Source organism: Pseudoalteromonas sp. UBA6610 (genome assembly GCF_002433295.1).
In the GTDB taxonomy this organism is placed as follows: domain Bacteria; phylum Pseudomonadota; class Gammaproteobacteria; order Enterobacterales; family Alteromonadaceae; genus Pseudoalteromonas; species Pseudoalteromonas atlantica.
The window spans coordinates 1-23023 of the sequence record NZ_DJHW01000094.1 but is presented as its reverse complement, the minus strand read 5'-3'; the positions used below and the strand labels follow the sequence as shown (position 1 = coordinate 23023).

Here is a 23023-nt window from a genome sequence, read left to right as displayed (position 1 = left end):
CCTATTGATTTAGTGTTTATACTTTCGTATTTGTACAATCATGCCCATACGAGGATGATCAAAGTAATGGATTTCACCACTTATTACACGTTTAAATTGTGAAAAGCGGGCCGATTCTATATCCCCATTAGGTAGTTTTTCGTTTACGTCAAAATCAGCGGTTATGTAAAGGTAGTGGCGTAAATGTATTTTAAATAAACCATCTAGCTCCCAATAGCTTAGGGGCTGCTCTGAGGTATCAAATAGCTGTGGCTTACTTTGTACTAAGCTAATAAAGTCGGGATTTGAATAATTAGGCGTAGTGTTAACGTCGCGTTTTATATGATCACCAGAAATTAAATGTACGCTTGGCGCACGCGATTTACTGGCCCCTTCAAAGCGCCAGCCAGTATGCAGTAGCGGGGCTAAACCTTTTCTGTCTAAAGCGCGGCGCTGGGCAGTAAATTGTAATTGCTCAGGTGCGAGTAAATAGGGCTCATCCATCGTATCTTGTGCCGGTGCTAATGGCGTAACGGGCAACTCGTCGTAACTTTTCATAAAGTCGATACTGTTATCACACACACCCGATTGTGGGTTGGCATTAACTAAAGAATCGGTAAACGAGCGTTTTTGAAAGCGACTATCGCCATCTATACATGCCTGCATAGCTTGCTCTGTGTATAAAGGGGTGAGTAGCTCTAACGTATTTTTCGCCTTAATGGGCTCGTGCTTTAAGCTAAAGTCTTCTTGTAAATAGGGGGCAGGGCGCTGTTTAAATACCAGCACTTCTACTTCAAACCAACGTTCTGCAAATGCGGTGCTGCTAAATAAGCAACATAACACGATAAGCGATTTTTTTAGCAACATTAATGGCTAACCTTTTTTTCGAAATCTGCAATCATTGCAGTGACCATTTTTAAGCGTTCACGAGGGTTTACCTCATTAATTGCAAAGCGCAATTTATTTGCGCCATCCATTTTGTACACATGGGGTGCACTTTGTATCAAGCCTATGATGAAGCTAGGATTAACCTTCGTATTTTGGCTAAATTCAAAGTAGCCCCCTTTAGGGTTTGCCTCTATTTTTGTAATTCCTAAATCGCTAGCACGCATTTTTAGTTGCTGCATACTAAATAGGTTTTTAGTGGCATCAGGTAATAAACCAAAGCGGTCTATTAGCTCTACTTGTAATTCGTCCATATCGGCAAGGTTAGCACAACTTGCAATGCGCTTGTACATACCTAAACGCGCATTAACATCGTGTATGTAATCATCAGGTAGTAAGGCAGGGAGTTTTAAATCAACTTCAGTTTGCTGCTGAAGCAGGTTTTCAAGCGTTGGCTCTTTACCATTTTTAAGGGCATTAACCGCTTGCTCTAGCATTTCCATATACAAGCTAAAGCCAATAGTTTGCATTTGCCCTGATTGATCGTCGCCTAATAGCTCACCCGCACCACGTATTTCTAAATCATGTGTAGCAAGGGCAAAACCTGCGCCTAAATCTTCCAACGACTCAATTGCTTGTAAGCGTTTGGTGGCATCTTTAGAAAGTGCTTTAGCATCGCCGGTTAATAAATAAGCATACGCTTGGTGGTGGCTTCGCCCAACACGACCGCGTAATTGGTGTAATTGCGCAAGGCCAAGTTTATCGGCTCTGTCCATAATAATAGTATTAGCAGTAGGCACATCAATACCGGTTTCGATAATGGTGGTACATACCAGTACATTGTATTTTTGATGATAAAAGTCTGTCATTATTTGCTCAAGCTCTTGCTCGCGCATTTGCCCATGAGCAGAGGTGACACTAGCCTCTGGTACCCATTCGCTGATCTCTTGCGAGACTCGCTCAATAGTCTCAACATTGTTATGCAAAAAGTACACTTGGCCGCCGCGTTTAATTTCACGCAGTATGGCTTCGCGTATTAAGTCACTGTCGCGTTGGCGTACAAAGGTTTTAACTGCTAAACGCTTAGCAGGTGGGGTGGCAATAATTGATAAATCACGCATGCCGCTCATCGCCATATTTAAAGTACGCGGAATAGGCGTTGCAGTAAGCGTTAATATATCTACATCAGCACGTAATGACTTTATTTTTTCTTTTTGGCGCACACCAAAGCGGTGCTCTTCATCAACAATTAGTAAACCTAAATCGTTAAATTTAATATCTTGCTGAATTAACTTATGCGTTCCAATAACGATATCAAGTTTACCGTCGGCCATTTTTTCAAGCGTGTCTTTTTGCTCTTTAGTTGAATTAAAGCGCGACAACACTCCCACTTCGATAGGAAAATCGGCAAAACGGTCTTTGAAATTTTCGTAATGTTGCTGAGCCAGCAGGGTGGTTGGTACTAATACGGCTACTTGTTTGTTATCGTTAACCGCTACAAACGCGGCGCGCATAGCCACTTCTGTTTTACCAAAGCCTACATCACCACACACTAAACGGTCCATAGCAAGTTTTGATTGCATATCACCAAGTACGGCTTCAATAGCATTACGCTGATCGTCAGTTTCTTCAAATGGAAAGCTGTCGCTAAATTGGCGATAGCTTTGCCCATCGAGTGCAAATTTATTACCTGGTTTTGCTTGGCGCTGTGCGTAAATATCTAACAGCTCCGCGGCTACGTCGCGTACTTTTTCAGCGGCCCGCTTTTTGGCTTTCTCCCAGGCATCTGAGCCAAGTTTATGAAGCGGGGCGCTTGCTTCTTCACCGCCTGAATAACGGCTTAGCATATGCAGTGCCGATACCGGCACATACAGTTTTGCTTCACCGGCATAGGTAATGGTAACAAACTCAGTGATTACACCTGCCGCGTCAATTGTTTGCAGGCCTTGATAGCGGCCAACACCGTGATCAAGGTGAACAATTGGCTGGCCCTCTTTAAGCTCGGCTAAGTTACGAATTAACGCATCTTGGCTTGCTTCGTATTTATGTTTACGGCGCCTGCGTTGCGACACCTTAATACCTAACAGCTCTTGCTCGGTAATAATAGAAAGGCTAGGTTTTGTACCCAGTACAACACTTTGCTCAAGAGGGCTTACAATTAAGCCAACATCACTTTGGCTTTGTGTAAATTGCTGTAAGCTTTCAAATTCTTTAAACTTTAAGCCGCTTGGCTTAAGCACGCTTAATAAAGACTCGCGGCGACCATCAGACTCAACACTTAATAAAATACGGCTTTTTTTCTTTTTTTGTTCTGCCACATAGTTAATAAATGCGCCGTAGGGTTCGTGTTGTTTATGATCGATTCTTACTGCGGGTAGCTCGCTCACATTTAAGTTTTTATTGCCTGCTTTAGTGGGTAATTTAGCTTGCGATAAGCGTATTCGTGCAAACTCACCTAAATTAGAAAACAACTCATTAATAGGTTGATACAACTCGCTGGGCGCCAGTAGTGGACGCAGGGGATCTACTTTACGGTTTTCGTAGCGTACGTTTACATCGTGCCAAAAGGTATCTGCGGCGTGTTCTAAGTCACCTAGTTGCATAACCGTAGTGGTGTTTGGCAAGTAATCAAAAATGGTGGCAAGCTTTTCAAAAAACAGCGGCATGTAGTATTCAATACCGGCAGGCCAAGTACCTTTGCTTACTTGCATGTAAACAGAGTCTTGCTCTGAGCTGGCACCAAATTTATCGCGATAATTTATTCTAAAACGCTCAACGTCTGCTTCGTTGGTTGGAAATTCATGCGCGGGAAGTAACTCAATTTTATCTACTTTTTCATCTGAGCGCTGGGTTTCTACGTCAAATAAACGAATAGAGTCGAGTTCATCGTCAAAAAAGTCGAGCCTAAATGGGTGCACACTGCCCATTGGGTACAAATCAACAATAGAGCCACGTATTGCGTATTCGCCGTGCTCCATTACCTGTTGTACGTTTAAATATCCTGCTTGTTCTAAATTACTGCGCAGGTTATGGGTGTCGAGTTTATCGCCTACTTTAAAATTAAGGGTAGAGCCATAAATAAACGAAGCAGGCGCAGTACGCAGCATTAACGTAGATACAGGCACTATAAGTACGCTTTGCTGCTCGTTTTTTAAAGTGTTTAAAGTGGCTAAGCGTGCTGAAATAATATCTTGGTGCGGAGAGAAATGGTCATACGGCAAGGTTTCCCAATCAGGAAATACCATTACCGGGTTATCTGGCAATAAGTATTCGAGCTCGGTTTCAAGCCGTAATGCGCTTGGCGTATCTGGCGTAACTATAAGCACTAAATCGTTTTGCTGTTTTACACCTTCTGCAATGGCTATACTTAGTGCACTGCCAGTTAGCTGCCCCCATTGAATTTTATCTTTTTGAGATTTTACCCACGGCAAGGCTGCCCATTGCTCAAACGCCATTTAGTGCTCCATTTTTTAGTTGGCGTTTGCTCGCAAACGCCATGCAGTTATTTAGTCTCGGTAAATTTTTGTTAAGTCTTGATAGTGATCAATTCTGCGGTCGCGTAAGTACGGCCATATACGTCTTACGTTTTCAGAGGCTTTTTGATCAAGTTCTACTACTAAAATTTGCTCTTCGGTATTGTTCGCCTCTGAGAGCATTTCGCCCTGTGGGCCTGCAATAAATGAGTTACCCCAAAATTGTATACCTTCGCTTTGTCCGCTAGGGTCGTTTTCGTGCCCTACACGGTTACAGCTAATAACGGGTACGCCGTTCGCAACCGCATGCGCACGCTGGCTTATTACCCATGCGTCTTTTTGGCGTGTTTGCTCTGCGTTATCATCACGTGGGTCCCAGCCTATTGCGGTTGGGTAAATTAGTACCTCTGCGCCAGCCATGGCCATTAAACGGGCCGCTTCAGGGAACCATTGATCCCAGCATACTAAAACACCTAACTTACCTACTGAGGTTTGAATTGGCTCAAAGCCTAAATCGCCTGGGGTAAAGTAAAATTTTTCGTAAAAGCCCGGGTCATCAGGAATGTGCATTTTACGGTATTTACCTGCGATGGTGCCGTCTTTTTCAAGTACCACCGCGGTATTGTGATAAAGCCCAGTGGCACGTTTTTCAAACAGTGAAGCCACAATAACGATGCCGAGCTCTTTAGCAAGCTCGCCCAGTGTATTTGTGCTTGGACCCGGAATTGTTTCGGCTAGGTCAAATACATCAACATCTTCTGTTTGGCAAAAATACAGACTACGATGCAGCTCTTGCAAAACCACAAGCTGTGCGCCTTGCTTAGCAGCATCACGAATGCCAGCAATCGACTTTGCCATATTTTGGCAGGCGTTATCACTGTTAGTTTGTTGCACTAAGGCAACGGTTAATTTTGCAGGGCTTGTCATTGTGCTGCTCCAGCTAAAAATCCACGAGGTAATTGCATGGTAATGCAATGTAAACTACCAAATTGTTCAATAATAGGTAGGCAATTAACGCCAATAATAGTGTGCGCTGGGTACGCTTTTTGAACTTGCGCTAGCGCCAGTGCGTCGTTGTCATCGTTATACGTCGGGACTAAAACCGTATTATTGATAATCAAGTAGTTTGCGTACGTTGCCGGTAAACGGGTGTTGTCATCATCAAACACAGGTTTTGGCCACGGCAAATCAATTAACGTATATGGGGTATTATTTTGTGTTTTAAAGCTTTGCAGCTGCTTTTTCATCGCATCTAATGCGTTAAAGTGCTCATCTTCTTTAGCATCGCACCTAACATACACAAGTGTATTATTGGGGGCAAAACGTACCAGTGTGTCGATATGGCTGTCGGTATCGTCACCAGCTAAGTAGCCATGATCTACCCATAAAAAGTCAGTTGCGCCTAAATGCGTTGTTAAAATTGACTCAATATCGCCTGATGATAAATCGGGGTTGCGGTTTTTATTCAGTAAACATTCGCTGGTTGTAAGCAACACACCGTGTTCGTTAATTTCAATGCCGCCACCTTCAAGTACCACATTTAGGGCTTGGTAATCAGTGTTTGGATTACTTAGCTGGTCTACCAGTACGGCGTTAATTTTATTATCGAGGGCACTTTCGAACTTATTACCCCAGCCATTAAAGATAAAGTCGTAAATTTTAAGTTGGCGAGCGTCGTCAATATTTGCGCAGGTAATAGGGCCGTGATCCCGTGCCCAGGTATCGTTTGTTGGTGTAACAACAAAGTGCACTTGGCTTAAGTTTATATTCGCTTTTGTTAGCAAGGCAGTAATGTGGCTTTTAAGCGCCGTGTTATGGGCAACAATAACAAGCTGCTGCACGGCTGTGATATGCGTTGCAAGCTCAACATAAACAGGCTCTACGCGTTCAAGCGTATCAGCCCAGTCGGTCTGTGCATGGGGCCAGGTAAGCATAACGGCGTCTTGCTCAGCCCATTCAGGTAAAAGTCTAAAGTTCATGAAGTTTTGATACAAATTACGGTGGCGCTAGTTTAGCATTTTACATGCATATGTCAGCTATTTATCGCCGCTAGAATCATCGTCAATTTGCTCGAGTTCTTGGCGTTTTTTTAGCTGGCGTGTTTGTGCATGTAAGCTGGCTCTGACAACTAATTCTTGGTCTGTGGTTCTTATTGCAGTAAACAGTAATGTGTATTGGTAATGTTCGCTGTCTTGTTTTTCAACGGCCACAACTTCTGTATAGCAGTAAACGGCTGAGGCTTCGTGGTGCAAAAATAGCTTTGTTCTAAAAGCTTGGCCTATTGCGTATACATCAGGCGAAGTAAAGCGAATGCCGCCTCCGCCGTAGCTATCGCACTGTATGGCGTTATCTTGAGCTTGCTCTGAGGCTAAAATGTGGCTCATTATTAAATCAATTTTACGCGACTGTGCTTGTAAAAAAGCCGCCAGCTCTTGTGCTAAATCGCCTAGGTTTCTAAGGGGTCTTAAAGAGGCCTGTTCAAGCTCACTGACTTCGTTAGCTAGCTTAAATAGCGGAGGTATGTCGTCTTCAAGCGCGAGTTGAGATTGCGGCACTAACTGATTTTCTACAGCAAATAAGTTTACTCGAATGCTTTCATTTATTTGAAAGTATTCTTCAAATTCGCTTAATCTTTGACTGTTCATAATTATCTCCACTGCGTATTCATTAAATAGTAGCGTTGTGGGGAGTAAATTGCTAGCAGATAAAAATGCTAAATGGTTTGTTTATAAGCCAGTTTTTAAGAATGTTGATTAGGGCGTGTTGAACTTTGCGGATTGAAATTTATTTAATCTAGGGGCGTTTAAATTGCGGCGCGAGGTTTGTAACCTAGTGGACATGATAACTGCTACTGCGTTTCGCCTATTTATGTAAAATAACTACACTTCATAGGCTCTGCCTTGCCTAAAAACCAAACTCGCTGCTGCAAATTTAACTATCAAAAATCAACACGCCCTAATAAAAAAGCGGCCAATGTCATCCTAACATCGGCCGCTTGGGTATTGATTAATTAGCGCTGGGAGTGCTTATTTAAGTAGAGCGGCTAATTCATGTAAATCTTTCACAACGTGGTCTGGTTTTTTTGCCAGTGGGTAAAGTGTTTTACCTGGGCGGGCGATAAAGGTTGTTTGTAACCCGGCTTCTTTAGCACCTGCTACATCCCAACCGTGCGCCGCTACCATCATTGCTTCATTTGCTTTTACATTTAATTTTGTTAACACCCACTCATAGGCACGTAAGTCTGGTTTATAAACTTTAATATCTTCAATGCTGTAACGCGCATCAAAGAACGACATTAACCCAGCGCTCTCAAACTGGGCTTTAACGCCTTTGTTCGAAGAATTTGTCAGACTTACTAACTTATAGCCCTGTGCTTTGAGTTTTGCCAGTCCTTCTTTCACATCTTTGTGAGGAGGTAGGGTTAAAAGCGGGGTGACAATGGCTGTTTTTGCTTGTTCATTCGTAATAGCTATGTTGTTATTTTTGGCAACCATGCGCAGCGATGCAACGCCAATTTGACCAAAATCGTGGTAATTGCCACTTACAGTATCAACGAGTGAATGATGCAACATGGTCGAAAACCAAAGTGGTAATAAATCTTCACGCCCGCCAAGCGCTTTACCAATAGAGGTGCGCATGGAGGTTAAATCTAACAAGGTTTCGTTTACATCAAAAATAAGTACTTTAGGTTTCACTTGTGCCTGTGGCTCCTCAGCCATAGCGTAGCCAGAGGCAAGGCTAGAACCAACAAGTAGTGATAGGGTAAGGGTTTTTAACGATTTTAAAATAGACATTAGTGTTGCTCCGATTCAAGGGCGGCCAATACATCAGTAGGCTCTGCGCGTAGGGTATAGTCTTCGTTTAAAAAGGCATACGTAATTATGCCTTTTTGGTTAATTACATAGGTTGCAGGTAAAGGTAATTTATAACTTTTATTGCCGTAGTACTTTTCAAAATCAATTCCAAACTGGCTATAAAGCGCCACAATACGCTCGTCTAAAGTAAACAGTAAACCAAATTGCTCGGCCACCTTGTTATTAATATCTGAAAGCACATCGAATTCAAGGGCATTTTTTTGTGCGCTAGATAATGTCTCGTCGGGTAATTGTGGCGATATCGCAACTAACTGCGCATTGTGCGTTTTAAATTCGGGTAAGTGATCATTAAGTGCTTTTAGCTCTAAATTACAATATGGACACCAGTTACCACGGTAAAAGCTAATTATTACCGGGCCATTATTTAATAAATCAGCGAGCTCAACTTGCTCAGCGCTATGATTGTTTAAGCTGAAATTGCTTACTTTAGCGCCTACCTGTAGCGCATTATCTTTTATATGCTGAGCAATGAGCTCTTCATTTGTCTGCGCCATAAGGGCTAATACATCGCCAGGTAGCTTCGCTTCTTTTTGCACGTTATAGGCATCAATCTGTGATTTTAAACTCATTATTAAATCTCGAATATAACTGTATGGCGATTATGGGTGTTTTAGTTATTTAAATATATATTGCAAAACTGAAAGCTTCATTCGAAAATATTAAACACCAAAAACTGCCTAGCCAAATGTATGTATAATTTAAGTGACCTAGAAACATTTATTGCCGTAGTAGAAAATAAAGGGGTGCTTGCAGCTGCGCGTGAGCAGCGTTTGTCGCCGGCAACAGTAAGCCACAGGCTAAGCAAGCTCGAGCGTGAGCTTTCAACCGTGTTAGTGTTTAGAGACAGCAGACGAGTGAGGTTATCGCCCGCCGGTGAGCTATTTTATCATCGCGTAGGGGCTATTATAGAAGCCTTGCACGATGCAGAGCACAGCATTGGCGCACGAAGCTCTTCAGTGAGCGGGTTATTACGTGTGACTATGCCACCGTGGGTTTTTTCAAAGTATGTTATGCCTAAGTTGACCGAGTTTGAAACCCAATACCCGCAACTAAAGCTCGACTTTTTAATTACTGATCATTTTGTCAATGTGGTCGATGATGCACAAGATGTGGCAATTAGAGTAGGGCAATTAACCGATTCTGGCCTGCTTTCTCGCAAAATTGTCAACAACTCCCGGATTTTATGTGCAGCGCCAAGTTATATAAAAAAGCATGGTATGCCTTGTACACTAAGCGAACTGAGTACGCACTATTGGGTGTGTTTACCCTGGCAAAGGCAGTTAAAACTGTATGATGAAAATAATAAAATACACACCTTTAATGCCAAAACGCGCTTTACTATTTCTAATTCCGATAACATGACGCAAGCAGCCCTTGCCGGACATGGCATAGCCATTAAATCTAAAATTGCGATTAACGATGAGCTAAGTGCCGGAAACTTAGTAGAGGTGATGCCCAATGTAATGGCCCAAAGCGACGCGCCGGTGTGGTTTTTACGGCCTCAAAATAGCTTAACAACCCGTAAAACCGAGGTGTTTTATGAGTTTATGAAGTCTTTATTTGCCAGCTATGAATAAGCGGTAATACCCGCGCTTAATAATGAATAAGGTTACAAAGCCAATAAACTCAGCAAAAATAGCAATAATAATGGCGCTAACTAGCGCTGCTATTATGGAGTCTTTTTTTAACACTATTTGCCCTTCAAAGCGTTGCCATACTTGCTTTTTAATGGTGAGAAAGTCGCTGGTTAAAGTAAATAAATAGGGCGATTGGTTAAAGTTATTAACTGCCACTTGTAAAGAGTGCTGGCGATTATTGAGGCTTTTAATATGGGTAGCCCCTTTACCCACAATATCATCACCAATATTTTCATAGTGGGCAATTAACTTGTTTAAATCGTTGTTAAAGTAGTTTTGAGCATCTTTTTTAAACGGGGCTAATGCGTTATTTGCTTCAATTAAATGTGCATCTAAAGCGTGCCCAAAGTCGCTTACAAAGGCTGGTATTTGTACCCCTAATAGTAAACCTGCTGCAAAAAAACTGAGCCTTATGTAATCTAATAATTTACTCATTTGATCTCCTGTTTACTCAAAACCCACCTAAACAACGCTAAATTAACATTTGCGCTTGTTTTTATGCCAAAAACTCGTAATCTATCGGTAATAAAAATAACAATAGGCCTATGTTAAGGATGACTACCAAAGTAAATATGACATCAACGTTTGTTGATATCACTAAGCAGTTAAAACGCTTTGTGTCGCGTATTGTACAGCCCGATGACGTAGAAGACATTGTGCAAGAAACCTTTATTAAAAGCTACGAAGCTGATTTAAAACAAGATATTCAGTTTAGACGCAGTTACATGCTTAAAACTGCAAAGCACTTAGCGCTTAATCATATAGCCAAGTGGGATAACAAGTTTAATGACTCGTTAGAGCACGACGCAGAATTACCCCCGCTGCTTAAATCCTCACAACTTGAGGATGAATACACCTCAAAAGAGCGTTTTTTACTTTTTTGCAGAGCAACGGATCAACTAAATTCTTCTATCCGTAAATGCTTTATATTTAAAAAAGTGTACGGTATGAGCCAAAAAGAAATCGCCCAGCACATGCAATTAAGTGAAAGCACAGTAGAAAAACACATTGCCAAAGGTTTATTACAAACCATGTTATACATGAAAGAACATGAACAAAATCATAACCAATCTGCGGCACATAATTCTGCTTGTAATTCGGCTCTATCAATTGAGAGGGCAGCAAAATGAGTAATGTTCATCAATTTACATCAAAAGATTTAATTTTAGAAAAAGCCTGCCAATGGATCAGCGCAATTGATAGGGGCTTAAGCGAAATTGAAAAAGAGCAATTTAAGCTTTGGATGATGCAAAGCACCGCCCATCAAGATGCCGTCTACGAACTTGCGCAGCTATGGGATGAATTGGCCGTATTAAACGAGTTAAGCAGTTTATTTCCGCATAGAAGTGTAAAACAGCCCCAGAAAAAAAGATGGGCGTTTTCTAGTGCCATTGCCGCGAGCTTATTTGCAGCATTAATGGTGTGTAGTTACTTATTAATTAACCTTGAAAACGGCTACAACGAAGAGCTGGCTAAAATAAATTACACCAAAATATATACAACGAAGGTGGGCGAACAAGCCACGTATGTTTTACCCGACGGCACCATAGTGCAATTAAACACGAATAGCCTATTAGAGGTAGCTTATAGCAAAGGCCGTCGTCAGTTATTACTGAGCAAGGGGGAAGGGCGTTTTAATGTAGCAAAAGATGCATCGCGCCCATTTAGTGTGATGGCTGGCGATAAGAGCTTTACGGCACTTGGTACTGTATTTAATGTACAACGCAATACCTCTTCTGATTTAGAGCTGGTTGTAACCGAAGGTAAAGTGATGATCACCGACCCAAGTGTTGCGGTAAGTGCCAACGATTTTAAAGACTACCAACTGGCTGATAATAACGCTAAAAAAGTACGTAAAATCAATGCCAATATTGTTATCTCTGGCGAAAAAGCAATTATAGAGCAAAGCATTACTAAACCTATCACGCAGCTTTCTGTGGATGACGTACAGCGTGATTTAGCGTGGCAAAATGGCATGTTAATTTTTAATGGCGAGCATTTAAGCGATGCATTAAATGAAGTGAGCCGTTACACCTCTACGCGTTTTGAGCTTTCAAGCGATGAGCTTGCCAATATAAAAGTGGCAGGTGTATTTAAAGCTGGCGATGTTGAGGGGCTACTTGAGAGTTTACAGACTAACTTTGCAATTGAGCATGAGCGTTTAGGTGAACATATGGTGAGCCTAACACAGCAAACTAAATCATAAGAAATGTTATGCATATCAAACAAATGTTAGGTAAAGTTGCATCTTTAAATGTTATTAGTAAAAAAAAGTTTAAAAAAAAGTTTAAAAAAAAGATAAAAAACTATAGAGGAATTTTGTTTGTCAGCTGTTTATATAAATTGCGCAGTAACCAAACGCATTTATTTAGTGGTTTAAGTGTACTTGCTCCGGCTATTTTTAGCTTGAGTGTGCAAGGGGCAACACAGACCACTGGGCAAATGGTGCAATTTGATATACAAGCGCAGCGAGCAGACAAAGCCTTAATAGAATTTGCTAAACAAACAGAGCAAACCGTGGTGTTTTCTTATGAGTTGGCAAAAAATTACCAAGCAAATTCGGTTTATGGTTTTTATACCCAATTAGATGCACTGCAAGCATTATTAAGTGGGACTGAGCTCGATGCGGTTGTTGATCAAAATGGTTTACTGAGTATAAAACTCAAACAAATCAATAGGAAAGATAACAACATGATGAAGCTTTCAGGGGTTAGTGCAGCTGTATTACCAGCATTGCTTGCAGCAAATTCACACGGTGTGAATGCAGCAGAGGATGTTGCACAAGAGAAAATAGAAAAAATTGCTATTGTAGGTAGCCGCGTAGCAGGGCGCTCAGTAGAAGATTTACCCGTACCCGTTGATATTTTAAGTGCTGAAGCACTTGAAAACACAGGCCAAACCGAAGTTGGCCGTATGTTGCAATCTATTGCACCTTCATTTAACTTTTCAAGCTCGTCAATCAGTGACGGCACTGACGCCTTACGACCTGCAACACTGCGTGGTTTAGGGCCTGACCAAACACTTGTGCTTATTAATGGTAAGCGCCGCCACCAGGCAAGTATTATTCATATCAATACCTCAGTAGGGCGTGGTACCGCAGGTACCGATATGAATGCTATTCCAGCCTCAGCTATTAAACGTATAGAAGTTTTACGAGACGGCGCAGCAGCGCAATACGGCTCAGATGCAATTGCCGGTGTAATTAATATTGTACTAAAAGATGGTAGTGAAGGCGGCAAAGCAGCGGTTAATTACGGCCAATACTCAGAGGGTGATGGCGAAACAGTAAACGTTGATTTTAATAAAGGGTTTGCCCTAGGTGATAGCGGCTACTTAAATGCAACACTTAATTACCGCGACCGCTCGCCTACTAACCGCGCAGGTTTGCACGGCTCGTGTCAGTTTTATGGCTGTACAGAGCTTAGCGACGGTACTTTACTGGCAGGCGATCCGCGTGAACTGACCGCCGACAGAGACACTTTTCGTATTGGTGATGCCGACTCACAACAATTTGGCTTAACCGTTAATACAGGGTATGAGTTAGGTGATGGTGAGCTGTATGGCTTTATTACTTATTCAACGCGCGATAACGAATCAGCAGCGTTTTTCCGTCATAATGCGAATGCGGGCGGTAACCCTGTTTTGCAAGATAACGATGCAACTATCCCGTTAGGCTTTTTACCTAAAATTAATACCACAATTGATGATATTTCTTACAACTTTGGTTACAAAACCGATTTTGATAACGATGCAAGTTTAGATGTATCGTACACCTACGGTGAAAACAGCATTGATTACACAACAAGTGACACAATTAATGCCTCGTACGCTAACTTTTTACGTTACGAGCAAGGTTTAAGTGCCGCTGATATTCGTAGTACTATTCCGCGTGAAGCCTATGCCTATGGCATGGAGTTATCACTGCAAACCATTAATATAGATTTTACGCAAAACTTTGATGACTACTCGCTGGCTATGGGTGCAGAAATTCGTACCGATGAATACCGTATTTTAGAGGGCAGCGAATATGCTTATCGTGATTACGACACCCTTGATGGGGTAAGTATTTATAGTGGTTTAAGTGGCGGTGTAGGCTCTGAAGATGCCTCTGGCGGTACGCAAGGTTTTGGTGGTTCTTCGCCGGCATCATCGGTTGATGAGTCACGCGATGTAATTTCGTTTTACCTTGATGCAGAAACCTACCTAATTGAAGATGTCATTTTATCAGGCGCACTGCGTTACGATAATTACAAAGGCTTTGGCGACACGGTAAACTTTAAGCTTGCAGGTAACTGGGCAATTACTGATGATGTGTCACTGCGTGGTGCATTAAGCTCAGGCTTTAGAGCGCCATCAATGCAGCAATTGTATTTTAACAATATCAGCACGCAATTCGTTGTGGCTGAAGACGGCTCATTAGTTGCTGAAGAAGTAGGTACATTCAGAAACGATTCAACCCTTGCACAAAGTTTAGGTATTCCAAAACTTAAAGAAGAAAAATCGCAAAACCGTAGTTTAGGTATTGTCTACAACGTAACGGATAACATTAATGTTACTGTGGATTACTACTCAATTGATATTGACGACCGCATAGTAATTAGTAATCGTTTAGGCAAAGGGCTTTCTTCAAGCCTTGATGCTGCATTAATCAGTTCAGGTGCAGGTGCAGGGCAGTTTTTCTTAAATGGTGCAGATACCGAAACTTCGGGTATTGATTTTGTAGCTACTTGGAATACCGAGGGGTTAGGTGGCACGCTTGATTTTACTTTAGCAGCTAACTTTACTGAAACTGAGGTGGTATCGTTATTTACGCCATCGGGCTCAGGGCTTGAAACCGTACCTGTTGAAGATGTTTTCTCTGATCAAGAAATTTCAATTATTGAAGAGTGGCAACCAGAAGATCGCATCAACTTAAGTGCACTTTATCAGCGTGGTGATTGGACTGTAAACCTTTCACTCAACCGCTTTGGTGAATACACAGTAGAAGATGGCGGACGCCAAACCTACGGTGCAGAAATTTTAACTGACGTTAAAGTTAATTACTTCGTTACTGAAGATTTATCTGTAAATATTGGTGCAAATAACTTATTTGACGTGTACCCAGATAAAAACACCATTGGTAACTCACGCTCGGGCACAATTGTAGATTCAAATGGCAATACGATTGTAAGCAGCGATGGGGTATTTGAATACTCTCGCCGTTCAGCGCCATTTGGCTTTAATGGTGCTTATTACTATGTAGGCGCAGAATACCGTTTTTAATAAATAACACTCCCTTATGTTATTTAAGTTCAAAGGGCCGTTAGGCCCTTTTTTTGTATTTAGCCTTTTTAGCATTTATTTGTAAACCGCGATTTTTTATTGTGTTGCGCCTTACCTCAGCGTTAAATTATACCAATTCGCTTAATTAAACATTATTACGGATTGGTATACCCCCTGTATGGCTTTGATAATACTAAATGAGGCATTTTGGACTTGGCTATACATAGCAGGGTTTAAACTGGACGTTGAAATAATAAAAAACCCAGCGGCTAGGCTGGGTTTTAAATATATGCAATTGAAAATTAATGCTTTTGCATACGGCTCATTTCGGTGTGGCAGCTTTGCATCGTTAGCAAGGTTTTCGCTAAGGCTGCTTCACAGTCGGCTGGCTGTGGTTTATCCATCGCTGCTTTAATTTCTTCAAGTGTTTTATCTTCTACCTCTTCAAGCTCTTTAACGTATGTTTTATCGTTATGAGAACTAAACGTAGTAAGTAGGGCTGTGTAAGCTCTGCGTGCTTCTACAGCAAAAGAAGAGCCGTCTTCACGCTCACCTTTTTCGTTAACAGCATAAGGTTGTAAGCGCTCAACACTTACTTTTCGTGCGTCAATCATGCGTTGAAATAATGCGCCAATGGCTGGGTCTTCAACTTTCTCTTGCGCTTTTTGATAAAAATCAATGCCACTGTTCATTACTTGGATGATGTCAGTAATATGAGTTGCTTCTGTTCCTTGATGGGTATTCATAATGACCTCTCTTTACATGAATTTAAGTTTCATAGTAACCAAAGCAAAGGCCATTCCAATTTCATTTTAATTTTTAAACTATTGTAATTATTGATTATTTCTTTATTCAGCAAGCTGCAAGGCTATTTAAAATAAAACAACCTCGCAAATTTTACATGGCTTTTGTAATAAGGTTATTTAAGCTCATCCGCCACTTCGGCTACTTTTTGGCGTAACCAAATATGACTTGCATCGCGATGCAGTAAAGGGCTCCAAATCATATCTAGTTCAAAAGGTGGTATAGGAAATGGAGGCTCTAAAATTTTAAGGCCTGCATCATCTAAGTAAATATTGGCAGCCTTTGAGGGTAAGGTCGCCACTAAATTTTGCTCTTTTGCTAAATGAATGGCTACGTGGTAATTACGGGTAAACGTGGCAATATTTCGGTGTTTACCAAAATGGGCAAGTGCTTCATCTACCCAACCTAGCTTTTGTACATCTTTAGGGTCCATACCTACGCCAACCCCAAAGCCGGTTTTACTTACCCATATGTGGCGGGCTTTTAAATAGCTGTCTAGGCTAAAGTTTTCGATAATTGGGTTGTCGGCTTTTACTAAGCAGCAAAAGCTGTCTTTCCATATACGTTTATGATGAAAAGATTGCGGAAGGTTTTCAAAGCGGTTAATTGCCATATCCACTTTACCATTTTCAACATCATGAAATGTTACATCACTAGGCGTAAGTATATCTAGGGTTGTATCGGGCGCTTCTTCATGAAGTTTACTTAAAAGCTTTGGCGCTAATGTACTGGCTGCATAGTCACTGGCCATTATTCTAAATACACGTTTACTTTGGCTGGCTTCAAATTCGCGATTAGGTGCGAGGGTTTCTTCTAGGGTCATTAATATACCGCGAATAACCGGTTGCAGCTCTATAGCACGCTCTGTGGGGACCATACCTTCACTGGTACGTACCAAAATTGGATCGTTAAACAAGTTTCTTAAACGCTTAAGGCCGTTACTCATAGCTGGTTGAGTAATACTTAACTGGTTAGCGGCGCGGGTTACGTTACACTCACGTAATAGGGTGTCGAGGTAAACCAGCAAATTTAAATCTATTTTACTTATGTTCATTGTGTGTCCTTTAACGCTTACCAGTGATGAATAAAGCGTTGTGCTGTCGGGTATGGGTATATGTGACTAACATGACCCTTTTTTATATTTTGCTGAGCTTGCTTCCAAAAACTAACATCAACAAGCTCGGGGTGTGTACTGAGCAAAAACTGTTTGTACTTTGGGTTTGGCATAACAAAGGTACAAAGTTGCTCAGGAAAAACATCTTGCGGCGCAACTGAGTAACTTTGTTCATCAGTTAAGTAATCATCATAGCTTTTGGCCTTAGGTAACGCCCTAAAGTTCATATCTGTTAAGTATTGAACCTCATCGTAGTCGTAAAAAATAATGCGCTTGTGTTTGCTTACCCCAAAGTTTTTAAGCAGCATATCGCCTGGGAATATATTTACCGCAATCATTTCTTTAAGTGCTTGGCCGTACTCTTCTATTGCATCGGCAGCACTTTCTTCGCTGGCGTTTTCTAAAAATAAATTAAGCGGTGTCATGCGCCTTTCAATATATAAATGCTTGATAATAAGCCACGGGCCTTCAATTACCATAGATGAGCCAATGGTTTTGTGTAGCTGCGCCAGTAAATTACTATCAAAGCGTGCCAAAGGAAATACGACGTTAGAGTATTCTATGGTATCGGCCATGCGGCCAACCCGATCATGGCTTTTTACCAGTTGATAGCGTTTAAGCACGGTCTCGCGGCCAAACGGTTTGCTTTCGCCAAACTTATCTTTAATTACTTTAAATACATAGCCAAAAGAGGGCAGCGTAAATACCATCATCACCATGCCTGGTGTGCCTGGCGCTATAATAAAGTTATCGTCTGAGTGAGACAAGTGATGTAAAAATTCACGGTAAAACTCAGTCTTACCTTGTTTATGAAACCCAATGGCATTATAAAGCTCAGCGAGTGTTTTATTAGGCATAAGTTGATTTAAAAACCGCACCATGGCTGAGGGCGCATGGGTTTCAACCATAAAATAAGCGCGTGCAAAGCCAAAAATAACCCGCATTTGCGATGATTTGGTTAATAGCGCATCAAGGTATAAGCCTTTATCTTCGTGATGAAGTACCGCAATAATAAAAGGCTGCACACCGCTTTGAGAGACCACACGGCCGACTATGTAAGCTGCTTTGTTACGATAAAAAGGCGCGTGCAAAATATCAAAGCGCATTTGCCAAGGCTGGTGGTGAGTGTCGGGTGCTTGTTTGTAAAATGCCTTTACGAGCAAACGTATATCCCGCTCTAAATTTACAAACGGGGCTTTAAAATCAAAATGCTCAATAATACGCTTTATTGTGGGCTTTAAACCATCCACCACTGGAAAGTAGCTGCGGTACTCTGCCTCAACAGGAATGGCAGGGGCATCTTTTAATGTGGCTTGTACAAATATAAAGTCGTTATGAAAATAGCTTCTGTGGTACAAACGGCAAAATACTGAGTTATAAAATGTTTCGGCAAGTTCAGCTTGAGGATGAAAGCATAAAAAGCGTTGGTACAGTATTTTTACTTCAAGCCAAAGCTGCTCATTTAATTGCTCAGTTAACTGTGCTTGTTTTAATGCTTTAGTGGTTTCGTTTACTCTGTCGTCGTAGTAACTAATACGCAGTTTACTAATTTCATTAATTTGCTGCCAATCGCGCTTTGCAAAGGCAAGCGGGGCTTGGGCGGTGGTTTTTTGAAACAGCTGATAATGCTTTTTAAAACCCGTTAAAATTAATTCAGCTATGTGGCGTGGCTGCATAAACACTCCTTAAAAAAGTGTATATAACGATTTTAGTACAGCATTTATAAATGTTAGTGGTGCTGTAGTGTTATACACGTTAGAGCTTTAACTCTATGGTTGTTAAGGTTATGTTATTTTAAGTTTAAAACCAAGATAAATATTCTCAGTTTTTATACTTTTAGATTAAAGCATAATTGAGTGTGATGGCAAAAGCTAAGTTATTGGTAGGAGGCTATTTTTTTCTCTAACTTTTTAATGCGCTTTTCAATTTCGGTGGTTTGCTTTTTATGATCTTTATTTATTATTTTTAATTGCTTGGTAATATCTTTGCTAATTAACTTTTTGTCCTCGTCATCTAAAATACGGTTGAGGCGCTGTTGTTGGTTGTATTCTGCGCGGTCTTTTTTACGTTTTATAATCGCTAATTTATTAGTATTACTTCTCAGCTCAGCTTGCAGGTCAAGCACAATCCGTTCGCGCTCTAATGCGTTTAGCTCTTTTGTGTAATCTTGTGCCGGTGCAGTATTAATTCCCGATACTGTATTAATTGTGTAGGCGGTAGCGTTATCGTTACAAGGGAATTGCGAAAAGATAGTGCCGTTTTTTGTCACGCATTTATAGTAAGTTGTGGCATTTTGCGCTTGAAGAGAAAGTGGGCATACCATTACTGCGCATAAAAAAAGTGTGTGTTTTTGCATTAATTTCATCCCTGAGCGTTTACTATGATTTAGTAAATATAACCTAGCTTGGTGTTATAGCAAGCTAGGTTAAGGGATAGGGCTATTGTGTGTAGGTTTTTAGCTTTTTAATACTTTGTACTAAAAACGGGATATCGAGGCTTTGCTCAATAGAAAAACCTTCAGCGGCAGATATATTTTTATAGTTACCGTCTGAATCTATTAGCGTAATTCTATCTTTTTTGTAAGCAATAACTACGCCTTGCGAGTAATTCACGCCAGTGTCCGTTTTTTTCTTATACAGGTTTTCACCTAGCATGGTTTGTTTAACCACAGACTTACAGTTTAAGTATTGGCCTACACTGGTTGCAATAATATCACTGGGTTGAATAAGTCCATCTACCTTGGCTATTCGCTTATCTGAGCTGTATAACACCGATGATGTAACTACTTCCGAGCTATTATTAGCTAAGCTAAACGCAAAAATATGGGTGTCGTCACTGCGAGGAGACGGATTATCTTCACCTTTAATGATTTTAATTGCACTGTTTGAATGAGCTTGATCGTTTATAAAGCTTAGCTTTTCAATTCCAGCAAGCTCTATGCTTCTGCGCTGACTTTGCCAAGCAGGTAAGGTTTGCTCTGATAAAATAGCCATTTTATAAAAAGAAGGTAAGCCATACACTAAACTAAACAAGCTATCGCCATGGTGTGTTGGCTGTAAAAACTGATCAGTTTTATGTAGGTTTTTATGCTTGGCAACAAAGCGTTTTAACTGCTCGTTGGTATCAAATACAAAAATATCGACTTGCTGCGCAGTGTAATCTTCACATTTTTGCATTGGCGCAGGTATTTGGTAATTAATATTTTGGTTATTAATTCTTACATTGTGAGCTTGTTTATAGCTTTCAATGTCGAGCAAATCATTTTTTGCTAATAAGCTTTTAGCGGTCGTAGGGTACGACAGCGGTAAAACGTTATCTTGCTTTGTTATATCAAACTTTAAATTTGCATCTGCCCAAATGTGAATACTGTGGCTAAGTGCAAAACATAATACTAAAAACGAGCTGGCAAAACGTGCAAACTTAAGTTGTTTTAAACGCGCTAAGTGCTGCCATGTATAGTTACTTACAACTAACTGGAAGCCTAAAATGAGTAAAACAATCCCCCCGGCTAACAATGTAGTAAGGGCAGGCGAGCTAGTTAGACGATGCCACAGTAAGGAAATGATTTCCGGTAGCGCAGAAGAGCTTAAATGGTAGCCCAAATTAACGTATACATACGCATCAAGCGTTAAAATAGACGCCCCAAGCGTAGCAATAACGGCAGCCATACCTCGAATATGTCGAGGGTAGGGGAACACTAAGCTTAAAGGAAATACCGTCAGCACAAATGCTAAAAAAGCGATAAAGCTCGTATGGCTTAACCACGTCACTAACATATAGGTAATACCCATAAAGCTAGTTGGCGGTGAATCTGCAAATAAAAAGCTTAGGCTAATAAAAAGCGCTAAACCAATATTTGCAAAAGTGAACCAGTGGCCCCAACTTAATAACTGACTCGCTTTTGACGAAAACTGATTGTGCTGCGATAAATTCATATAATTTATTTAACCGACTGAGCAAGTGCTTTTGCAAAGTTCTCAGTTACGGCTTGTCTTTTCCCTGCAGGTACATGCTCTTTTAGGATATGCGTGATAGAATTTCCTAAACACATAAGGCTTAAATCAACCGGCGCATTGTGTTGCGTTAGCACATCAATAAGCTGATCGACGATTTGTTCTACTTCTTCATTAGAGTATTTTGATAAGATTGGCATCAGTTGGTTCAATAAAAGAGTTATATTCTCGTATTTTAACACCAGAGGCGTGAAAAACAAAGATGACAACAGACGTTAAAAAATTAGTCGTTCATTATGTAGACAAAAAAGACGACGATACGCAAATTCACCTACGAAACGATGAAATGGTGATAAACGATAAAGTCGCTGTTTTTATCGAACAACTTCATCATGCATACAACTCAAAGCCAGGTAAAGGCTACTGTGCATTTAGTGGCGATAAAAACAGTGTTGTAGCCTCGGCAATGCAAAGCTATCGTAATGACGAGTTAGGCTTTTGGCACATGACCGAGCAGGCATCCACTGTTTTAAAAGAAGAGTTAGATAAATACGCCTTTAGCGAAACAGGCTACTTAGTGTTTTGTCATTATCAGTATGTGGCTACTGATTACATGCTAATAGCTATGATCAATATTAAAGAGCACTACAGCATGACCTCTGAGCTTGATTTAGCAGCGTCGCGCCACTTAGATATATCGCGCATGCAACTAGCTGCACGTATCGATTTAACCGCGTGGGATACTCAAGCTGAGGACAATCGCTATATCTCTTTTATTAAAGGGCGAGCAGGTCGAAAAGTAGCAGACTTTTTCTTAGACTTTTTAGGTTGTGAAGAGGGCATAGACCCTAAACAACAAAGCCAAGTGATGCTTAATGCCGTTGAAGACTATTTATCGGAGCAATCATTCGATAAATCAGAAAAAGACGAATTACGTAAGCAAGTATTTGACTACTGTAACGATTGTGTGACCACAGGTGAAGATGCAAGCGTTACTGAGCTTTCGGCTACGCTAACGAAAGGTGACGATAGTCCGTTTGATAACTTTTGCAAAGAGCAAAGCTACGATTTAGAAGACTCTTTCCCGGTCGATAAAAAAACGGTGACCAGTATGGTTAAGTTTTCGGGTTTAGGGGGCGGTGTTAGTGTTAGTTTTGAGCGTAAACATTTAGGTGAGCGCGTAACTTACAATGAAGCGACCGATACACTGGTTATTAAAGGCATTCCACCAAACTTAAAAGATCAGTTACAGCGCTTTATGGAAAATGAAAGCGAATAAACTCATTTGATCTAGTTAAAAGCCGATTTAAGAGCGCGATATTTTTATCGCGTTTTTTTTATTTTTGCTAGGTAGTAAAGCCACTTAAAAATCTATTGCACAAAGAGAAGTGAAAGAGGAGTAACTGAGAAAATACAAGCTATTGTTTATTAGCTCTTTCAAATTAGCTTGTTTAGCTTTATTACTCACTCTAAAAGCGCAGCGTCTCTTATCCTCTCTGTGAATATGCGTTTATTACGGGCTTTGCCCATCACACCAACAAGCTTGAGTGTACAATTTTAAATTCACTGTATGAAATTTCGCCCGTAGGCGTGAAGCTTGCTCACGCGAGAATCAGCGTTTTGGTTTTTTAATTTTTTACTAATAAAAACACTTAAAAATCTATTACGCAAAGAGAAGCGAAAGAGGGGTAAATGAGAAAATACATTTCAGGACAAGACAGGTATTAAAACAAAAAAAGCCGCGCTATTTTTACATAGCGCGGCTTTTTAATGAGGCTAAGGGTTACTCAGCGCTCATTGTTTTAGTCATGTCTGAACTAGCACGACCTGCAGGTTTAATTGACCCTGCGCGTAAGCCACTATCAGGAACTAACTCACGTTTATCGTGTGCCATGGCAACTGATGTATGCTTTACGTCGCTATCAGCAACTGGTGTCGGTTGAGCCATAGGTGCGCTTGCAGCCCCTTTGCTAATAACCGTTTTTGCATTGGCATCTTTTTGCTCAGCTACTTCAGTCTCTGCTTTAACAGGCTCAGGTTT

The 23023-nt window shown here is 40.9% G+C and carries 20 protein-coding genes; 5 read left to right on the top strand and 15 right to left on the bottom strand.

All coding sequences use genetic code 11. The features are described from left to right. Positions 1 to 9 precede the first annotated feature (9 nt). From B4F91_RS12525 to B4F91_RS12495, 7 genes are all read right to left on the bottom strand, one after another. The gene (locus B4F91_RS12525) at positions 10 to 846 is read right to left on the bottom strand and encodes a peptidoglycan binding protein CsiV (protein WP_064386480.1); all 837 of its coding nucleotides are present in this window, start codon (positions 844 to 846) and stop codon (positions 10 to 12) included. After that, the gene (gene mfd / locus B4F91_RS12520; RefSeq protein ID WP_138686074.1) at positions 846 to 4319 is read right to left on the bottom strand and encodes a transcription-repair coupling factor; all 3474 of its coding nucleotides are present in this window, start codon (positions 4317 to 4319) and stop codon (positions 846 to 848) included. The genes B4F91_RS12525 and mfd overlap by 1 nt, the downstream gene beginning before the upstream one ends. Positions 4320 to 4370: 51 nt before the next feature. Continuing rightward, positions 4371 to 5264, bottom strand: a complete 894-nt coding sequence (locus B4F91_RS12515; protein WP_286937996.1) for a carbon-nitrogen hydrolase — start codon at positions 5262 to 5264, stop codon at positions 4371 to 4373. Beyond that, positions 5261 to 6316 (bottom strand): agmatine deiminase family protein, encoded by a 1056-nt coding sequence (locus B4F91_RS12510; RefSeq protein ID WP_286937998.1) that lies wholly within the window; start codon positions 6314 to 6316, stop codon positions 5261 to 5263. Before B4F91_RS12510 ends, B4F91_RS12515 begins: the two co-directional genes overlap by 4 nt. A gap of 57 nt (positions 6317 to 6373) precedes the next feature. Continuing rightward, a complete protein-coding gene (locus B4F91_RS12505) occupies positions 6374 to 6982 on the bottom strand; it encodes a PilZ domain-containing protein (RefSeq protein ID WP_054982349.1) in 609 nt (202 codons plus the stop codon). A 381-nt stretch (positions 6983 to 7363) separates the two neighbouring features. After that, a complete protein-coding gene (locus B4F91_RS12500) occupies positions 7364 to 8131 on the bottom strand; it encodes a haloacid dehalogenase type II (RefSeq protein WP_286938000.1) in 768 nt (255 codons plus the stop codon). Further along, entirely contained in the window at positions 8131 to 8781 is a 651-nt protein-coding gene (locus B4F91_RS12495) for a peroxiredoxin-like family protein (protein ID WP_024032598.1), read from the bottom strand. Before B4F91_RS12495 ends, B4F91_RS12500 begins: the two co-directional genes overlap by 1 nt. Positions 8782 to 8901: 120 nt before the next feature. On the opposite strand from B4F91_RS12495, the gene B4F91_RS12490 reads away from it, so the two are divergent. Next, positions 8902 to 9789 (top strand): LysR family transcriptional regulator, encoded by an 888-nt coding sequence (locus tag B4F91_RS12490; RefSeq protein ID WP_024032599.1) that lies wholly within the window; start codon positions 8902 to 8904, stop codon positions 9787 to 9789. Here the strand turns inward: B4F91_RS12490 and B4F91_RS12485 are convergent. Then, positions 9769 to 10284: a DUF2937 family protein gene (locus tag B4F91_RS12485; RefSeq protein WP_273609460.1), complete on the bottom strand. Its 516-nt coding sequence runs from the start codon at positions 10282 to 10284 to the stop codon at positions 9769 to 9771. The genes B4F91_RS12490 and B4F91_RS12485 overlap by 21 nt on opposite strands. 119 nt (positions 10285 to 10403) lie before the next feature. Here B4F91_RS12485 and B4F91_RS12480 point away from each other — a divergent pair, with 119 nt between their 5' ends. From B4F91_RS12480 to B4F91_RS12470, 3 genes are read left to right on the top strand one after another with little or no spacing between them, the layout of a single operon-like run. Continuing rightward, the gene (locus B4F91_RS12480; RefSeq protein WP_004588915.1) at positions 10404 to 10979 is read left to right on the top strand and encodes an RNA polymerase sigma factor; all 576 of its coding nucleotides are present in this window, start codon (positions 10404 to 10406) and stop codon (positions 10977 to 10979) included. Continuing rightward, a complete protein-coding gene (locus B4F91_RS12475; protein WP_004588916.1) occupies positions 10976 to 12055 on the top strand; it encodes a FecR family protein in 1080 nt (359 codons plus the stop codon). The genes B4F91_RS12480 and B4F91_RS12475 overlap by 4 nt, the downstream gene beginning before the upstream one ends. 23 nt (positions 12056 to 12078) lie before the next feature. Next, positions 12079 to 15111, top strand: a complete 3033-nt coding sequence (locus tag B4F91_RS12470) for a TonB-dependent receptor plug domain-containing protein (RefSeq protein ID WP_288635816.1) — start codon at positions 12079 to 12081, stop codon at positions 15109 to 15111. A gap of 302 nt (positions 15112 to 15413) precedes the next feature. On the opposite strand, the gene B4F91_RS12465 is transcribed toward B4F91_RS12470, so the two are convergent. From B4F91_RS12465 to B4F91_RS12440, 6 genes are all read right to left on the bottom strand, one after another. Next, the gene (locus B4F91_RS12465) at positions 15414 to 15857 is read right to left on the bottom strand and encodes a ferritin-like domain-containing protein (RefSeq protein WP_096041891.1); all 444 of its coding nucleotides are present in this window, start codon (positions 15855 to 15857) and stop codon (positions 15414 to 15416) included. 173 nt (positions 15858 to 16030) lie between these two features. Beyond that, positions 16031 to 16969, bottom strand: a complete 939-nt coding sequence (locus B4F91_RS12460; RefSeq protein ID WP_024032602.1) for a LysR family transcriptional regulator — start codon at positions 16967 to 16969, stop codon at positions 16031 to 16033. Positions 16970 to 16986: 17 nt separating this feature from the next. Further along, the gene (aceK, locus tag B4F91_RS12455) at positions 16987 to 18705 is read right to left on the bottom strand and encodes a bifunctional isocitrate dehydrogenase kinase/phosphatase (RefSeq protein ID WP_286938861.1); all 1719 of its coding nucleotides are present in this window, start codon (positions 18703 to 18705) and stop codon (positions 16987 to 16989) included. Positions 18706 to 18905: 200 nt separating this feature from the next. After that, entirely contained in the window at positions 18906 to 19385 is a 480-nt protein-coding gene (locus tag B4F91_RS12450; protein WP_004588921.1) for a hypothetical protein, read from the bottom strand. Between the two features lie 82 nt (positions 19386 to 19467). Continuing rightward, positions 19468 to 20964, bottom strand: coding sequence for a DUF3413 domain-containing protein (locus tag B4F91_RS12445; RefSeq protein ID WP_286938859.1), 1497 nt, complete (start codon positions 20962 to 20964; stop codon positions 19468 to 19470). A 5-nt stretch (positions 20965 to 20969) separates the two neighbouring features. Further along, positions 20970 to 21182, bottom strand: coding sequence for a DUF1414 domain-containing protein (locus B4F91_RS12440; RefSeq protein WP_004588923.1), 213 nt, complete (start codon positions 21180 to 21182; stop codon positions 20970 to 20972). A gap of 62 nt (positions 21183 to 21244) precedes the next feature. Between B4F91_RS12440 and yejK the strand changes: the two genes are divergently transcribed. After that, entirely contained in the window at positions 21245 to 22261 is a 1017-nt protein-coding gene (gene yejK / locus B4F91_RS12435; RefSeq protein ID WP_004588924.1) for a nucleoid-associated protein YejK, read from the top strand. Between the two features lie 504 nt (positions 22262 to 22765). Here the strand turns inward: yejK and B4F91_RS12430 are convergent. After that, the coding region (locus tag B4F91_RS12430) for a hypothetical protein (RefSeq protein ID WP_288635805.1) at positions 22766 to 23023 on the bottom strand (258 nt) is incomplete at its 5' end.

Excerpts from the sequence above, each read along its gene's own strand:
- B4F91_RS12445 (WP_286938859.1), bottom strand. The coding sequence starts at position 20,964 with ATGAATTTATCGCAGCACAATCAGTTTTCGTCAAAAGCGAGTCAGTTA.
- B4F91_RS12450 (WP_004588921.1), bottom strand. The coding sequence starts at position 19,385 with ATGCAAAAACACACACTTTTTTTATGCGCAGTAATGGTATGCCCACTT.
- B4F91_RS12490 (WP_024032599.1), top strand. The coding sequence starts at position 8,902 with ATGTATAATTTAAGTGACCTAGAAACATTTATTGCCGTAGTAGAAAAT.
- B4F91_RS12485 (WP_273609460.1), bottom strand. The coding sequence starts at position 10,284 with ATGAGTAAATTATTAGATTACATAAGGCTCAGTTTTTTTGCAGCAGGT.
- B4F91_RS12475 (WP_004588916.1), top strand. The coding sequence starts at position 10,976 with ATGAGTAATGTTCATCAATTTACATCAAAAGATTTAATTTTAGAAAAA.
- B4F91_RS12495 (WP_024032598.1), bottom strand. The coding sequence starts at position 8,781 with ATGAGTTTAAAATCACAGATTGATGCCTATAACGTGCAAAAAGAAGCG.
- yejK (WP_004588924.1), top strand. The coding sequence starts at position 21,245 with ATGACAACAGACGTTAAAAAATTAGTCGTTCATTATGTAGACAAAAAA.
- B4F91_RS12465 (WP_096041891.1), bottom strand. The coding sequence starts at position 15,857 with ATGAATACCCATCAAGGAACAGAAGCAACTCATATTACTGACATCATC.
- B4F91_RS12440 (WP_004588923.1), bottom strand. The coding sequence starts at position 21,182 with ATGCCAATCTTATCAAAATACTCTAATGAAGAAGTAGAACAAATCGTC.
- B4F91_RS12470 (WP_288635816.1), top strand. The coding sequence starts at position 12,079 with ATGTTAGGTAAAGTTGCATCTTTAAATGTTATTAGTAAAAAAAAGTTT.
- B4F91_RS12510 (WP_286937998.1), bottom strand. The coding sequence starts at position 6,316 with ATGAACTTTAGACTTTTACCTGAATGGGCTGAGCAAGACGCCGTTATG.
- B4F91_RS12460 (WP_024032602.1), bottom strand. The coding sequence starts at position 16,969 with ATGAACATAAGTAAAATAGATTTAAATTTGCTGGTTTACCTCGACACC.
- B4F91_RS12525 (WP_064386480.1), bottom strand. The coding sequence starts at position 846 with ATGTTGCTAAAAAAATCGCTTATCGTGTTATGTTGCTTATTTAGCAGC.
- B4F91_RS12500 (WP_286938000.1), bottom strand. The coding sequence starts at position 8,131 with ATGTCTATTTTAAAATCGTTAAAAACCCTTACCCTATCACTACTTGTT.
- mfd (WP_138686074.1), bottom strand. The coding sequence starts at position 4,319 with ATGGCGTTTGAGCAATGGGCAGCCTTGCCGTGGGTAAAATCTCAAAAA.
- B4F91_RS12505 (WP_054982349.1), bottom strand. The coding sequence starts at position 6,982 with ATGAACAGTCAAAGATTAAGCGAATTTGAAGAATACTTTCAAATAAAT.
- B4F91_RS12480 (WP_004588915.1), top strand. The coding sequence starts at position 10,404 with ATGACTACCAAAGTAAATATGACATCAACGTTTGTTGATATCACTAAG.
- aceK (WP_286938861.1), bottom strand. The coding sequence starts at position 18,705 with ATGCAGCCACGCCACATAGCTGAATTAATTTTAACGGGTTTTAAAAAG.
- B4F91_RS12515 (WP_286937996.1), bottom strand. The coding sequence starts at position 5,264 with ATGACAAGCCCTGCAAAATTAACCGTTGCCTTAGTGCAACAAACTAAC.